Annotated in this window: 13 protein-coding genes; 8 read left to right on the forward strand and 5 right to left on the reverse strand. The window is 70.4% G+C overall.

All coding sequences use genetic code 11. The features are described from left to right. Positions 1–9: 9 nt before the first annotated feature. On the forward strand, positions 10–1,098 hold the full coding sequence (locus ACR81A_RS05820) for a phosphotriesterase family protein (RefSeq protein ID WP_440312978.1): 1,089 nt from the start codon (positions 10–12) through the stop codon (positions 1,096–1,098). Here ACR81A_RS05820 and ACR81A_RS05825 read toward each other — a convergent pair whose 3' ends face one another. Continuing rightward, a complete protein-coding gene (locus ACR81A_RS05825; RefSeq protein ID WP_202382047.1) occupies positions 1,099–1,695 on the reverse strand; it encodes a TetR/AcrR family transcriptional regulator in 597 nt (198 codons plus the stop codon). It lies immediately after the preceding gene. A gap of 201 nt (positions 1,696–1,896) precedes the next feature. On the opposite strand from ACR81A_RS05825, the gene ACR81A_RS05830 reads away from it, so the two are divergent. Then, on the forward strand, positions 1,897–3,492 hold the full coding sequence (locus ACR81A_RS05830; protein WP_440312979.1) for a GMC family oxidoreductase: 1,596 nt from the start codon (positions 1,897–1,899) through the stop codon (positions 3,490–3,492). A gap of 21 nt (positions 3,493–3,513) precedes the next feature. Here the strand turns inward: ACR81A_RS05830 and ACR81A_RS05835 are convergent, their stop codons facing one another. Then, entirely contained in the window at positions 3,514–4,587 is a 1,074-nt protein-coding gene (locus ACR81A_RS05835) for a formylglycine-generating enzyme family protein (RefSeq protein WP_440312980.1), read from the reverse strand. Further along, on the reverse strand, positions 4,584–5,189 hold the full coding sequence (locus tag ACR81A_RS05840; protein ID WP_440312981.1) for a TetR/AcrR family transcriptional regulator: 606 nt from the start codon (positions 5,187–5,189) through the stop codon (positions 4,584–4,586). The genes ACR81A_RS05835 and ACR81A_RS05840 overlap by 4 nt, the downstream gene beginning before the upstream one ends. 206 nt (positions 5,190–5,395) lie before the next feature. On the opposite strand from ACR81A_RS05840, the gene ACR81A_RS05845 reads away from it, so the two are divergent. From ACR81A_RS05845 to ACR81A_RS05870, 6 genes are read left to right on the forward strand one after another with little or no spacing between them, the layout of a single operon-like run. Beyond that, on the forward strand, positions 5,396–6,415 hold the full coding sequence (locus ACR81A_RS05845; RefSeq protein ID WP_440312982.1) for an ABC transporter substrate-binding protein: 1,020 nt from the start codon (positions 5,396–5,398) through the stop codon (positions 6,413–6,415). Between the two features lie 21 nt (positions 6,416–6,436). Continuing rightward, positions 6,437–7,216 (forward strand): ABC transporter permease, encoded by a 780-nt coding sequence (locus ACR81A_RS05850; protein ID WP_440312983.1) that lies wholly within the window; start codon positions 6,437–6,439, stop codon positions 7,214–7,216. After that, entirely contained in the window at positions 7,216–8,052 is an 837-nt protein-coding gene (locus tag ACR81A_RS05855; protein ID WP_440312984.1) for an ABC transporter permease, read from the forward strand. The genes ACR81A_RS05850 and ACR81A_RS05855 overlap by 1 nt, the downstream gene beginning before the upstream one ends. Next, entirely contained in the window at positions 8,049–8,843 is a 795-nt protein-coding gene (locus ACR81A_RS05860; RefSeq protein WP_440312985.1) for an ABC transporter ATP-binding protein, read from the forward strand. Before ACR81A_RS05855 ends, ACR81A_RS05860 begins: the two co-directional genes overlap by 4 nt. A 2-nt stretch (positions 8,844–8,845) precedes the next feature. Then, on the forward strand, positions 8,846–11,167 hold the full coding sequence (locus ACR81A_RS05865; protein ID WP_440312986.1) for an arylsulfatase: 2,322 nt from the start codon (positions 8,846–8,848) through the stop codon (positions 11,165–11,167). A gap of 23 nt (positions 11,168–11,190) precedes the next feature. After that, positions 11,191–11,898, forward strand: a complete 708-nt coding sequence (locus tag ACR81A_RS05870; protein WP_440312987.1) for a hypothetical protein — start codon at positions 11,191–11,193, stop codon at positions 11,896–11,898. Here ACR81A_RS05870 and ACR81A_RS05875 read toward each other — a convergent pair. Both ACR81A_RS05875 and ACR81A_RS05880 read right to left on the reverse strand, forming a co-directional pair. Further along, entirely contained in the window at positions 11,847–12,185 is a 339-nt protein-coding gene (locus ACR81A_RS05875; RefSeq protein ID WP_440312988.1) for an EthD family reductase, read from the reverse strand. The genes ACR81A_RS05870 and ACR81A_RS05875 overlap by 52 nt on opposite strands. Beyond that, positions 12,182–13,843, reverse strand: coding sequence for an amidohydrolase (locus ACR81A_RS05880; RefSeq protein WP_440312989.1), 1,662 nt, complete (start codon positions 13,841–13,843; stop codon positions 12,182–12,184). The genes ACR81A_RS05875 and ACR81A_RS05880 overlap by 4 nt, the downstream gene beginning before the upstream one ends. Positions 13,844–13,935: the final 92 nt, after the last annotated feature.

The following is a 13,935-nucleotide window of genomic DNA, read 5'->3' on the forward strand; positions in this document are numbered from 1 at the left end:
CCGCGGCGCATGGCGACCCCACTTGAAGACTTCGCGATCCCGGATCGACGGGGTCTCGTGCAGACGGTGCTTGGGGAGGTGCAGCCCGATGCTCTGGGGCCCACGCTCATGCACGAGCACGTGTTCCTCGACATCCGGCGGCCCGCGCACTCGCAGAACCCTCGCCCGGGTGAATGGGCGGAAGCCGCGCAGCAGCCGCTGACGCTCGACAATCTGGCAGCCGTGCGGCGCGGGCAAGTGAACTCCGACAACGACGTGCTCGGCGACTTCGAGATGATGCGCGAGGAGGTCTCGGTGTTTGCAGTGCAGGGCGGTGGCACGCTCGTTGAGGTCACCCCCGCCGGGGTGGGGCGCGACCCGCGTGCGCTCGCTCGGCTCAGCCGCGCGACGGGCCTGCACGTGGTGATGGGGTCTGGGTGGTACCAGCAAGATATCCACCCGCGAGGCTTCGCCGAGCGCCCGGACGATGAGCTCGTTGCGGAGCTCGTTGCTGACATCGTGGGTGGCGCGAGTGGCTCGGGCGTCCGAGCCGGGGTGATTGGCGAGGTGGGCGCCGAGGGTGCCCCCGTGCCGCCCGCGGAGATGCGTAGCGTCCGTGCGGCGGGGCGCGCCGCTGCGCTCACCGGCGCGCCCATCACGCTGCACATGGGCGGGTTTGGTGAGGAGAAGCTCCGGGTGCTCGACGCGCTCGAGGACGCGGGCGCGGATCCGAGTGGGGTGGTCTTCGGCCACGCGGGCACGATCGCCGATGACATGTCGCTCGCGCGCCGGCTCCTCGCGCGTGGGGTGACAGTCGAGGCGGACTTCTTGGGCACGACGGGGAGCCCCTGGGGCACGCTCTTCCCGTTCACCGACCGCGGGGTCGCCCGCGGGTTCGCGGAGCTCGTTGCCGATGGTTGGGGCGCGCAGCTCGTGCTCGGGGGCGACGTGTGTCAGAGTGTGCAGTTGCGGCGGTACGGGGGCCACGGCTACGGCTACATTGTCGACCACTTCCTCCCGACCCTCGCGGAGTTCGGGGTGTCTGAACGCGCGCTCCAGCACATCATGGTTGACAATCCGGCCCGGGTGCTCGCGTTCCGCGCGCCGCGAGGCGCGTAGCTACGGCGTGCGCCGCAGCCGCGCGATGAACTCGGTCACCTGCGCGTTAAGGGACTCCGCGCTCAGGCGATCGGGGCTCACCACGCGAATGACGGTCGCCCCAATGTTCATCATGACGATCTCATCGGCGAGCTGCGCGTCGGAGAGCGGGGAGTGGATGTCGCCATCGGCGCGTCCCTCGGCAAGGTAGCGCAGGCACCCCTCGCGCCAGCTGTCGAGGTGGGCGTCGTAGCCGCCAGCGAGCTCCGTGCTGAACGCGCAGCGCTCCCAGAACGAGAGCAGCACGCGCGCGGCGGTCGCATCCTCTTGTTCGACGGGCAGTGTGTACCGCATGAACATCTCGAGCGCCGCGATTCCGCGTGCGTCGCCCACGTGGGCGACGAGTCGTTCGCCAAGGCTCGTGAGGGAGCGCTCGTAGGCGCCCTGGATGATTTGGTCTTTGCCGGTGAAATAGTGCTTGAGTGCACCGTTCGCGAATCCCGCGCGGCCAGCGATCTCGCGCATCGTTGCGGCCTCGATGCCGCCCTCCACGATCAACTGCCAGGTCACGTCGACAATCTCTGCGCGGCGCTGATCGTGATCGATGATTTTGGGCATGCCCTGTCCTCTCGCCGGCGTTGGTTATCCTCCATTGTAGACGGAAAAATCCCAGATCACCTGAGTGCGGCGGCTTGTCGCAAACCGCAGAGCTCTTGACTGAGCGGGCACGCCTCTCCGCCCGCCCTCGTGCACGGCGAAACCGCGTGCCAGCCTCAGAAAGGAAACGCGTGCGATGGTGCCGCGTCGGAGAGGATTCCTATGTCGGCTCAGTCACCCGCTTCCCCTGTTCCCCGGAGCGTCATCGTTGTGGGGGCCGGCTCCGCCGGTTCCGTGGTGGCCCGCCGCCTCGCCGACGCGGGGGTCTCGGTCACCGTGCTTGAGGCTGGCGGCGAGGACACGAACCCTGCGATCCATGACCTGAGCCGCATGGGGGAGCTGTGGCACAGCGCGGACGACTGGGACTACTACACGACCCCGCAGCCCGGCGCAGCTGGGCGCCGGATGCACCTGCCGCGCGGAAAAGTGCTCGGGGGCTCGCACGCGCTCAACGCGATGATCTGGGTGCGCTGCGCCCCGCAAGACTTCGACCACTGGGCGGAACTCGGCAACGAGGGCTGGGCCTGGCGAGATGTGCTGCCCGTGTACCGCGAGATCGAGAACTTCTCGGGCGGCGCGTCTGAGCTTCGCGGGGCCGGCGGGCTGCTCGACGTCACGGATGACTATGCGCTCGCTCCGATCCAGCAGTCGATCATCGAAGCGGGAGTGCAAGAGGGCCTTGAGCACAACCCGGACTACAACGGTGCCTCGCTCGAGGGGATCTCGCAGCAACAGATCACCGTGCGCGATGGGGAGCGCCTAGACACCTACATGGCGTACCTGAAACCAGTGCGGGATCGCGTGACCGTTGAGGTCGGCGTGCGCGTGGATGAGCTGATCTTTGCGCCGCGGGAGTCGGGCGACGCTGGCGATGCTGCCGGCGAAGGGCCCCGCGTCGTGGGGGTCCGCGTCACGCAGAACGGCGCGGTGCGAGAGCTGTTCGCGGACGAGGTGATCCTTGCCGCCGGCGCGATCGACTCGCCGCGGGTGCTGCTTCGCTCAGGGATTGGCCCGGCTGCAGAACTGCGAGAGATTGGGATCGAACCGCGCGCCGATCTGCCCGGCGTCGGGAAGAACCTGCACGACCACCTGCTTTCGCCGGTCATCTTCGAGACGGAGACGCCAGTGGGCCCACCGCAGTCGGGGGTCTCCGTGACGCAGACGCACCTGTTCTGGCAGAGCCGGCCCGAGCTCGATCGTCCCGACACGCAGCCCATCAACTTCTCCGTGCCCATGTACGGTGAGACGCTCGAGCCCCGCAGTGGCGACGGCTTCTCGCTCATGGCGGGGCTCGTCACACCGCAGGCGCGCGGATCGGTCACGCTCTCGGGTGCGGGCAGCGACGACCCCCTCAACATTGATCTCGATGCGCTCGGGCACGAGGATGACGTGGCCTCGCTCGTCGCGTCGGTGCGGCAGTGTCGCTCGATCGGGCGGCAGCCCGCGCTCGCCGATTCTGCGGCCGACGGCGGCTGGGGCGCGACCGAGGTATACCCGGGACCCGAGGTGGGCGACGGCGACGATCTCGTAGAGTACGTGCGGCGGACCGTCGCGACTTACCACCATCAGGTGGGCACTTGCAAAATGGGGGTCGACGAGTTTGCCGTCGTTTCGCCGCGGCTCGCGGTGCACGGCGTCGCAGGCCTCCGGGTGATTGACGCGTCGATCATGCCGCGCGTCACCACGGGCAACACGAACGCCCCGGCCGTCTTGATCGGTGAGCTGGGTGCCCGCTTCATCCTTGCGGGGGAGCGCTAGCCGTTCCCGCTCCTGGCCCGGCTAGCCGCCGAGCGCCCGGAGCGGGAGCAGGGGGCGGCGGGGATCCTCAGGGAGCGAGGCCGTGCGGAACCCCGCGTTGCCCATCGTCGAGTCCGGCGTGTTCCGCGAGCGCCCGGCGTTGCGGAAACGGTTGCAGTACGACGGATGGCAGAGGTAGCTTCCGCCGCGCAGCACGCGCTCGCGCGCCGTCGCGGGGCCGCGCGGGTCGTGCGCCGCGTGGCGCTCATATGCGTCGGCGGCGAAGCCGTCGGCGCACCACTCCCACACGTTCCCCACGGTCTGGAAGAGCCCGTAGCCGTTCGGTGCGAAGTGAGCGGCGGGCGCGGTGCCGACCCAGCCGTCCGCCGCGGAGTTGTGTGCGGGGAAGGTGCCCTGCCACACGTTCGCTCGCCACACCCCGTCGCTGCCGTCGATCGGGGCCTCGCCCCAGGGGAAGCGCGCGCCGTCGAGGCCGCCCCGGGACGCGGCCTCCCACTCCGCCTCGGTGGGGAGCCTGCGTCCCGCCCAGGCGCAGTAGGCCTGGGCGTCGTGCCAGCTGATGTGGACGGCCGGGTGCGATGGATCCGCCTGGGCTGCGTGCGAGGCCGGGCCCGCGGGGGTGCGAAAGTCGGCGCCGCGCACCGAGATCCACCACGGCACCCCGGGGACGGGTCCGACGATCGCCTCGCTCGGGGCGTCGACGAGGAGGTGGAACACGGCGGAGACGCCAAAGCGCTCGGCGTCGCTCACGTAGCCGGTATCGGCGGCGAAGCGGGCGAATTGCGCGGTGGTCACGGTGGTTGCGTCGATCTCAAAAGTGTCGAGGGAAACCTCGTGGAGCGGACGCTCGCCGTCCTCGGGGAGCCCGTCGCCCTGCGCGTCCCCCATGATGAAGCTGAGGGCCGGCACGTGGCACTGCGCGATCTCGTGCCGTGTGCGGCCGACCGGAGCACCTGCGGGGCCGGTCTGCTCCGACGAGGCCGGCGTGAAAGCCGCGGCAGCGGTGGCGTCGCGGGGTGGCGCGGAGTCCTGTCCGAGCGCATCGCGCGCGGGGGCGCAGCAGGCGTGGCCGTGCTGCGGCTCGTCGCCCGTCATGCGCGCGCCTCGCAGGGGCGGAAGCTGTTGATCAGGGCTTCAAGGCTCGCGCTGAGCTTCTCGTCGCTCGCCGCGTCCGGCACGAGGACGGCGAGCATCTGCCACCCGGCGTTCCGCGCGGAGACCTCCTCGATTGCGATCTCGAGGTCGAGGTCGGCGCGGAGCTCGCCGTCCTCCGCGGCCTCGGTGAGGAAGCGCCGGATGAGCCCGCGACGGCGCACGATCGCCTCGGTGTGGATCTCGCGGAGGGCCTCGTCCTGCGCCGCGCGGTCCCAGAACGAGAGCACGACGCGCGACTTCTCGGCGCCGATCCCCGCGAAGGGAAGGAGCACGTGCGACATCTCTCGGAGTGCATCGAGGCCGCGGATGCTGCCCACACGGCGGAGCGTCTCCGCGTGCGAGGTGTTGAACACCTGCAGGTACGCCGCGGTGAGGAGGCTCTTCTTGTCGGGGAAGTAGCGCGCGAGCGCGCCGTGGGCGTACCCGATCTCCGCGGCGATCCCGCGCATGGTGACCCGGTCGAAGCCGTCTCGGATGATGATCCGCGTCACCGCCTGCACGATCTCCGCGCGCCGCTCGTCGTGATCGACAATCTTGGGCATCTCCGCACCTCCCTGGTGACTCGATCCTAGAAGAGCCGGGGCGCTGCGGGCGGGGAGCGTCCCGAAAATCTCCAACTGGTGATTAAACGTTATCACCCTGTGATCTTTGCGTGCAGGTGCGGGGCATATTCTTTAGTCACCGTTTGGTGATTTTAAATCGTGGCGGCTCGTCCGAGCCGACCCCGGAGCGACGAAGGAGTCGACCCATGAACACACGTACCCGGACGCTGCGGGCCGCGGCGCTCGTCGCCGCAGCGGCGCTCGCCCTCGCCGGCTGCTCGGCCGCCTCCTCGGGCTCGGGCGAGGGCTCCGGTGCGGGCGCCGGTGCCGAGAGCGGCACGCAGACGCTGCGCGTCGCGACGATCGGGCTGACCTCCGATGGCAGCCTCCTCACGGGGATCGCGCAGGGCTTCTTCGCGGAGGAAGGGCTCGAGATCGAGACCTCGATCGTGGCCAATCCGCCCGCCGGCCTCGCTGCCGCGCAGGGCGGCCAAGTGGACATCGCCTACTCGCCGAGCATTCCGCTCCTGAACGCGCTCAGCCAGGGCGTCGAGCTCCGCGTCGTCGGCGCTGCCGACGGCTACCCGGCCGAGCCCGTTGCCGACGCGGAGTCCGCGGCGTTCGACGACACAGGGCTCTTCGCCGCCGTGGGCAGCGGCATCGAGCGGGTCGCGGATCTCGCCGGGAAGACGATCGCCGTGCCCGCCCGCAACGCGCAGCTGGAGGTGGTGATCGCCGGCGAGCTCGAGGACGCGGGCATCGACCCCGCCACGGGCGTGAACTGGGTGGTGCTTGACTTCACCTCGGCCGTCTCGGCGCTCGAGAGCGGCAAGGTGGACGCCGCCGGTCTCGTGAGCCCGTTCACGAGCGAGGCGGAGACGGCCGGGGCGCGCCAGCTTGCCGCCCCCTCGATCGGCTTCTTCGAGACCGGTGCGACGGGCCTCTGGGTGACCGGCGCGCAGACGTTCGAGCGCAAGGCCGATGCTGTCGCAGCGTTCCAGCGCGCCATCGTGAGATCGAATGCGTACGCGACCGCCCACCCGGACGAGGCGATCCAGGCCGGGCTCGACGCGACGGACTCGCCGCTCGCGATCGCCGATGTGAAGGTGCCTGTCTGGCCCGAGGCCGTGCTGCCCGAGGACCTCGCCCGTCCGAACGAGAAGATGGCCGCGCTCGGCTTCCTCCCCGCGCCGCTCGATCTCGACGGCGTCATCGTCTCCGAGTAGCGGAGCAGACGAGACCCACCCATGAACCGCGCATCACTGCTCCGCGCCGGGACCGGCGCGCTCGGCGTCCTCGTCGCGCTCGCCGCCTGGCAGCTCGCCGCGACCGCAGGTCCGCTCGCGGGCTCGCCGCTGCCGACGGCGGGGGAGGCGCTCTCGTCGCTCCTCCGCCTCCTCGGCACCGCCGAGGTGTTGACTGCGATCGGAGACACCCTGCTCATGGCGCTCAGCGGGCTCGCGATCGCCGTCGCCGCCGGCGTGCTCCTCGGCGTCGGCATCGGCGTTTCCCCGCTCGCTATGCACGCCACGCGCGTGCCCCTCGAGTTCCTGAAGCCGATCCCGCCGATCGTGATCCTCCCCGTCGTCGCCCTCGTGCTCGGCCCGACGGCGGGGATGGGGATCTTCCTCGTCGCGTTCGGCTGCTTCGTGGCGATCGCCGTGCAGACGGCCGCCGGGGTGTTCGACACCGACCCCGTCGCGCGGGCGACGGGCCGCTCCTACGGCATGGGCCGGGCGGAGATCCTCGCCCGCATCGTGCTCCCGAGCGCGCTGCCTTACATCGGCACGGCCGTGCGCGTCGCCGCACCCACCGCGCTCATCGTCGCCGTCGTTGCCGGGCTGCTCGGCGGCGGCCCCGGGCTCGGCCAGAGCCTGCTGCTGTCCCAGCTCACGGGCAACCAGGAACAGCTGTTCGCCTACGTGCTCCTGCTCGGCACCCTCGGGCTCGTCTTCCAGGGGCTGAGCCAGTGGGGCGAGCGCCGCCTGCTGCACTGGCACCCCCAGTACCGAACGGAGCGCCCCTGATGGTCTTCACCTCCTCCATCCCCACGCGCACCCGCGCGGCGCGGCGCCAGCCCGGGCTCGGCGTCCCGCGCGGGGTACTTATCGCCGCGGAGATCCTCGTGCCGATAGCGCTGCTCGCGGCCTGGTGGTTCGCCTCGGCCGGCTCCAGCAACGCGTTCTTCCCGCCGCTGCAGACGATTCTCGACCGGCTCCTCACCGTCGCGCAGACGCCGAAGTTCTGGCTCGACGTGGGCTCCTCGCTCGGCAACCTGCTGCTGTCCTTCGCACTCGCGAGCGCGATCGGCGTGCTGCTCGGCGCGGCGCTCGGCCTCGTGCGCCCGCTCGCCTGGTTCGTTGAACCGACGGTCCACTTCTTCCGGGCAATCCCGCCCGTCGCCCTCGTGCCGATCTTCGTGTCGCTCATCGGCTTCGGGAACGAGACGCGCATCATCTCGATCACGCTCGCCGCGCTGTTCCCCGTGCTCATCTCGACGATCGACGGAATCCGCGGCGCCGACGAGATGCTCGGCATGGTGACCCGCGTCTACCGGATCGGCTGGGTCGACCGCATCTTCGCGGTCACCCTTCCCGCCGCGGGCCCGCGCATCCTCTCGGGGATGCAGGTGGGCCTCATCACCGCATTCGTTGTGATGATCGCGAGCGAGATGCTCGGATCATCGACGGGGCTCGGCGCGTGGACGCTCCTCGCCCAGCAGTCCTTCGCCATCGCGGACATGTGGGCGGGCATCCTCACGCTCGGGGTCGTCGGCTACGCGACGACGGCCCTCTTCACCCTCTTCCGGCGCAGCGTGCTGCGCTGGTATATCGCATCGCAACAGCAGGAGAAGAATCTATGACCAGGATCGCGCTCAGCGACGCGCCCGTGCGGCTCAGCGTCCAGGGCCTCGCCAAGACCTACGAGACGAAGCGCGGCGGCGTCCCAGTGATCGCCGACCTCACCTTCGACGTCCGTGCGGGCGAGATCGCCTGCATCGTCGGCCCCTCCGGGATCGGCAAGACGACGCTCCTGAAATGCCTCACTGGGCTGCAGTCGATCTCCTCAGGCGCCGCGCGGATCGACGGCGAGCTGATCGACGGCCCGCCCGAGGAGATGGCACTCGTCTTCCAGGAGTACACGCGCTCACTCATGCCGTGGCTCACAGTCGAGAAGAACGTGCGCCTCCCGCTCCGCCACCTCCGTCTCCCCGCGGCCGAGCGCGAGGAGCGCATCGCACAGGCGCTCGCCGCCGTCGGCCTCGCGGGCGCCGAGGCGAAGTACCCCTGGCAGCTCTCCGGCGGCATGCAGCAGCGCGTCGCCATCGCGCGTGCGATCGCCTACCGCCCCGAGGTGCTCGTGATGGATGAGCCGTTCGCCTCTGTCGACGCGCAGACCCGCTTCGAGCTCGAGGACCTCTGCCTGCGCGTGCGCGAGCAGTTCGGCATGACGATCGTCGTTGTCACGCACGACATCGACGAGGCCGTGTATCTCTCCGACCGCGTCATCGTGCTCGGCGAGCGCCCCGCGCGCGTGACCCGGATCATCGACATCGATCTGGGGGAGGAGCGCGACCAGATTGCCTCCCGCGCGCTCCCGCAGTTCGCCGAGTTGCGGAGTGAGATTCTCGCGCTCATCCGGAAGGCCGGCTGAGCATGGGAGGGACGGGAGTGCGCGGCTACGAGGATTTCGGGGGGCACGCCGCGGAGTTCGCCTCCGACTCCACGCCGTGGTGGCCCGAGGAGGCCCGGGCCGCCGCGGACGCTCCGAACGTCGTGGTGATCCTCGTCGACGATCTCGGTTTCAGCGACCTCGGGCCGTTCGGCAGCGAGATTGCCACCCCCGCGATCGACGCGCTCGCCGCCGAGGGCTGGACGTTCACGAACTACCGCACGGCGCCGATGTGCTCGCCCGCGCGGGCCGCGCTCCTCACCGGGCTGAACCCGCATCGCGCGGGCTTCGGCTTCGTGGCGCACACTGATCCCGGCTACCCGGGCTTCACGTGCGAGCTCCCCGCGGCGGCGCCGACCCTTGCGGAGTCGCTCCGGGCCGGAGGCTACGCGACTTTCGCGGTGGGGAAGTGGCACCTCACGCTCGAGTCCCGGCTCCACGATGGGGCAGACCGCTCGTCCTGGCCGCTGCAGCGCGGCTTCGACCGCTACTTCGGCAGCATGGACGGCTTCACCTCCCTCCACCACCCGCACCGCCTCGTCCGCGACAACTCCGTCGACCCGCGAACCGAGTTCCCGCCCGGCTACTTCCTCACCGACGAGCTGGTCGACGAAGCGCTCGGGATGATCGATGATCTCAGAGCGAACGACGCCGAGCGGCCTTTCTTCCTCTACTTCGCGCACACCTCGGTGCACGGGCCCATCCAGGCGAAACCCGCCGACATCGCGCGGCAGGAAGGGCGGTACGCGGCGGGCTGGGACCGGCTCCGGGAGCACCGCTTCGCTCGGCAACGCGAGCTCGGCGTCGTCCCCGCCCACGCCGAGCTGCCGAGCGGCGCAGCGGCCGACGCCGATCGGATTCCCGAGTGGGCCGCGCTCGACGACGCGGAGCGCGCGCTGTTCGCCCGGCACATGGAGGTGTACGCGGCGGCGGTCGCGGAGGTCGACGCGAGCGTCGCGCGCATCGTCTCGCGGCTCACCGAGCTCGGGGAGCTGGAGCGCACAATCATCGTCGTCACGAGCGACAACGGCGGAACGGCCGAGGGCGGACCGAACGGCACTCGGAGCTACTTCGCGCAGTTCGGCACGGTGCCCGGTCTGCCCGAGGATTGGGTGCGCGACGTGCCGCGTCCGCTCGCCGAGATCGGCGGGCCGCGCGTGTTCAGCCAGTATCCGAGCGGGTGGGCGCGAGCCTCGAACACGCCGTTCCGGGCTTACAAGTCGACCACCTACGAGGGTGGGGTCCATGCGCCGCTCGTCATCTCTTGGCCGGGCGCCCCCGAGACTGCGCGGGGGCTGCGCGACCAATTCGTGTTCGTCTCCGACCTCGCGCCGACGCTGCTCGAACTCGCCGGAGTACGCCGGCTCTCCGAGCGTGCGGGGCGCACCGCGCTCGACGCCGACGGGAGGAGCGCCGCGGCGATCCTCGGCGATCCGGGCGCGGCCGGGCGCGAACAGCAGTACTTCGAGTGCGTGGGCCGCCGCGCGCTCGTCGACGGCCGCTGGAAGGCCGTCTCGCCAGTGCCACCCACACGCGCGGAGGGGAGCGCGGGCGGGCACTGGGAGCTCTACGACCTCGACGCGGACCCCACGGAGACCCGCGATCTCGCGGCCGAGCGGCCCGAGCACGTCGCGGCGCTCGCGGAACGGTGGCGCGACGAGGCGTGGGCAAACACCGTCTTCCCGCTCGACGACCTCGGCACGATGCACGAGCGGCGCCCCGCGAGCGAGGCGCGGCTCGGCGAGCCCGTGAGCCTGGTGCCGTTCCGACCCCCGCTCGAGCGCTTCCGCGCGTCAAAGCTCACGGTGCTCCGCTCCTTCGCGGTGGAGATCTCGCTCGAGCTGCCTGCGAGCGGCTCGGGCCACGGCGTGCTCGTCGCGCACGGCGACCAGGGTGGGGGTTACCTCCTCGCGCTCGAGCACGGGGCGCCGCTCCTCTCCTACAACGCCTACGGCGAGATGCATCGGGCGCGCGGGCCGGTGCTCGCGGCGGGGGCGCGCGAGATCGTGCTGCGTGCCGACGAGATCGCGGGGCTCCGCTGGCGGGTGAGCGTCCACGTCGACGGGGCAGAGGTCGCGGCGATCCCCGCCGTTCCCATGCTGCTCGGCATGGCCCCGTTCACGGGTATCAGCGTGGGCTACGACTACGGCGGGCCCGTCGACTGGGAGCTGCACGAGCGTCACGGCGCATTCCGCTTCTCGGGCGGGGAGATCGAGGCGCTGTGCTACGTGCCTGGCGCGCGCTCCGCGCACGACCGCACGGTGATCGCGGGCATCGACGCGGCGGTCGCCGCCCTTGCCGAGTAGCGCGGTCCGCGTAGTCTGAGTGCATGGAGCTCACGCACGAGATTGTCACCTACGACGGGCTTCCCGCCTCTGCTGGCGGTGCGCACGCCATGCGGATCCGGCAGCCTGAGCGCGCGCTCGCGGCGTGGGATCGGTTCCTTGCCGCCTGCCTGAGGCCCGATGTTCCGCCGGTGTGGGGCATGCGGCTCCTTCGGCTCGGATCGGGCGAAGACGCTGCCTCCGCTGCGCGCGCCGCGGAAGACGCGGTGAGCGCAGCGCTGGGCGGTCCGAGTGCTCGGCAACGCGCGCTCGTCGAGTGGCGACTCCCCGTCGACCGGATTGGGGATGCGCTGCAGGTGTTGGCGGCAGCCGGTGCAACGGAGAACGCCGACACCGCGCCGCAGCTCGCAATCACGGCGCGAGTGAGTGGTGGGCTGATCGACCCCGCTACGGGGTCACCCTACTCAGGCCTGAGCGCCGAGCACTGCGGCGGCTTCGCCGTCGATGGTTCCGGCAGACAGCTCGGGGTATCAGGGCTCCGTGGCACGTTCGGCGCGGGCTCATCCAAACTCTCGATGTGGCTCTCTTTGCCCGCGGACGCTCAGCTCGGCGGGGCCGCCCGCTACGTCCAGGAGCACGCGCCCGTGCGGCTGTCCACGAAGCACTGGCGCCGGTGGACCCTCACACGGTCGGGCTCGAGCTACCGCTCCGCGAAGCTCGTCTCGCCGCTCGTGAGAGACTCAACCGCGTAGCTCAAGACGGTGGCCCCGCCGGTCGCATAGTTCGGCACGTCCGCCTCGACGGCCTGGCCCGCGGGGGACTGGAGCGCGGCAGCGAGGTCTGTCGCCGAGTCGAACACCGCCTCAAACACCGCGAAGAACGGTCCGGCGCCCGGCTCCGTGATCCCAATCGAGAAGGTGATCTGTTGAACCCCGGGCAGCTGCGCGCAGAGCGGGAGATGGGTCTCGCGGTAGTAGGCCTCGAAAGCGGCGCGATCGGTTGGCTCCGGGTAGAGCACGACGAGCTTGTGCACGATCACACCTCCGTCTCGGGAGCCGCCGCGTAGACGCGCCTGCCGGCGAACCACGTTTCGCTCACCGTGGTCTGCACGAGCTCAGCCGCCGGATGCGCGAACGGATCTCGATTGAGCAGCACGAAGTCTGCCGACTTTCCGACCTCAAGGGACCCGGTCTCGTCCGCGAGCCCCATCGCTTCGGCGCCGCGGATTGTGAACGCGGAGATTGCTTCGTCAAGCGTGATCGCCTGCTCAGGCCACAGCGTCCCCGGGTAGGCGCCGCTCGGATCCTCTCGGGTGACGAGGCCGTGGATGCCCTCCCATGCGTTGGGGGACGGGGACACCGGCCAGTCCGAGCCGCCCGCCACGATGGCGCCCGCGTCGAGGAGCGCTCGGTTGGGCTGCATCTGATCGGCGCGCTCGCGGGGCAAGACCTCGCGGATCGCTTCAACGATCGGGCCGGGGACCCAGATGAAGGGCGAGATATCTGCTGCGACGCCGAGCGTCGCAAAGCGGGGGATATCGTCCGGATGTACGAACTGCCCGTGGGCCACCTGGTAGCGCGCTTCGGTGTAGCCAGCCGCACGCACCGCCTCAACCGCGTTCAGGACCGCGTGTACGGAGGCGTCGCCGGTGCAGTGAATCTTCGCGGAGAGGCCCACATCGGCGACTCGGCGTAGCCAGAGTTCAAGCTCCTCGGGCTGCAAGAGCGTCTCGCCATGGAAGTGCGCGCCGTGCGCGTCATCGGGCAAGTACGGCTCGAGAAACGCGCCCGTGCGGGTGGGCGGCACGCCGTCGAGGAAGATCTTCACGAAGTCGGGGCGATGATGCTCGGTGCGGAAACGCTCGCCGTCGAACACGAGCTCTTCGCCGATCGCCGAGTACCCGAAGATCTCATCGTTGATGAGCAGGGAGGTGACCACCCAGGCGTCGAGATCCCCGGCCGTGTCGAGAGCGTGCAGCGCCTCGAGAATGTGCGTGGAGACGCCCGCATCCTGGAACGCGGTGACACCGAATGAATTGAGGATCTCGACGCCCCGTTGGGCGGCCGCGCGCTCCTGCTCGGGGGTGAGGCCACCCGCGGCTTCCTGGGCGCGCGCAACGGGGAGCCCCGCTGCTTCAAGTAGCACACCCGTTGCGCGGCCCCCGGCGAGTGCGTCGGTGAGTACGCCGGGCTGGCCAGCCGCGATTCCGGCGAGTGCCATCGCGCGCGAGCTCACCCAGCGATTGTGGTGCGAGTCGTCGGCAAGCATGACGGGTCGGCCGCCGGCAGCCTCGTCGAGCCGGTCAAGCGCAGCGGCGGAGTTCACATCGCCCAGCCGGTCGCTCGCCCAGGGGCCGCCGACCACCCACGCATCGGCAGGGAGGCCCTTGGCGTACGCGCGCACTGCGTCGATGATCCCGTCGAGAGTTGCGCCGATCGGCACACGCAGCTCGAATAGCTCTTCCTTCCCCGCGAGGAAGTGATGATTGTGCACGTCGACGAGGCCAGGCATCACGAACGCTCCACCGAGGTCCCGCACCTCCGTCTCCGGCCCGGCAAGCGCCGAAACTTCCGCGTGCGAGCCCACGGCAACGATGCGTCCATCCGCGACGGCGAGCGCTTCCGCCCACGGTGCGTCCGGGGAAACCGTGTAGATGCGTCCTCCGGTGAGCAGGAGTTCAGGGGCGGGGTGGGTCATCGGTGACTCCGTTCGATCGTGAAGGAGCGGCCCAGCGCCGGACAACTCCATCCCCAGTATCGCGGGGGGAAGATCCACAAGCGTTGACTGTG

Source organism: Leucobacter chromiireducens (genome assembly GCF_051993095.1).
GTDB classification, from domain to species: Bacteria; Actinomycetota; Actinomycetes; order Actinomycetales; family Microbacteriaceae; genus Leucobacter; species Leucobacter chromiireducens.

Coding starts and splice junctions, on each gene's coding strand:
- ACR81A_RS05855 (WP_440312984.1), top strand. CDS start 7,216: ATGGTCTTCACCTCCTCCATCCCCACGCGCACCCGCGCGGCGCGGCGC.
- ACR81A_RS05825 (WP_202382047.1), bottom strand. CDS start 1,695: ATGCCCAAAATCATCGATCACGATCAGCGCCGCGCAGAGATTGTCGAC.
- ACR81A_RS05850 (WP_440312983.1), top strand. CDS start 6,437: ATGAACCGCGCATCACTGCTCCGCGCCGGGACCGGCGCGCTCGGCGTC.
- ACR81A_RS05870 (WP_440312987.1), top strand. CDS start 11,191: ATGGAGCTCACGCACGAGATTGTCACCTACGACGGGCTTCCCGCCTCT.
- ACR81A_RS05840 (WP_440312981.1), bottom strand. CDS start 5,189: ATGCCCAAGATTGTCGATCACGACGAGCGGCGCGCGGAGATCGTGCAG.
- ACR81A_RS05830 (WP_440312979.1), top strand. CDS start 1,897: ATGTCGGCTCAGTCACCCGCTTCCCCTGTTCCCCGGAGCGTCATCGTT.
- ACR81A_RS05845 (WP_440312982.1), top strand. CDS start 5,396: ATGAACACACGTACCCGGACGCTGCGGGCCGCGGCGCTCGTCGCCGCA.
- ACR81A_RS05835 (WP_440312980.1), bottom strand. CDS start 4,587: ATGACGGGCGACGAGCCGCAGCACGGCCACGCCTGCTGCGCCCCCGCG.
- ACR81A_RS05880 (WP_440312989.1), bottom strand. CDS start 13,843: ATGACCCACCCCGCCCCTGAACTCCTGCTCACCGGAGGACGCATCTAC.
- ACR81A_RS05820 (WP_440312978.1), top strand. CDS start 10: ATGGCGACCCCACTTGAAGACTTCGCGATCCCGGATCGACGGGGTCTC.
- ACR81A_RS05865 (WP_440312986.1), top strand. CDS start 8,846: ATGGGAGGGACGGGAGTGCGCGGCTACGAGGATTTCGGGGGGCACGCC.
- ACR81A_RS05860 (WP_440312985.1), top strand. CDS start 8,049: ATGACCAGGATCGCGCTCAGCGACGCGCCCGTGCGGCTCAGCGTCCAG.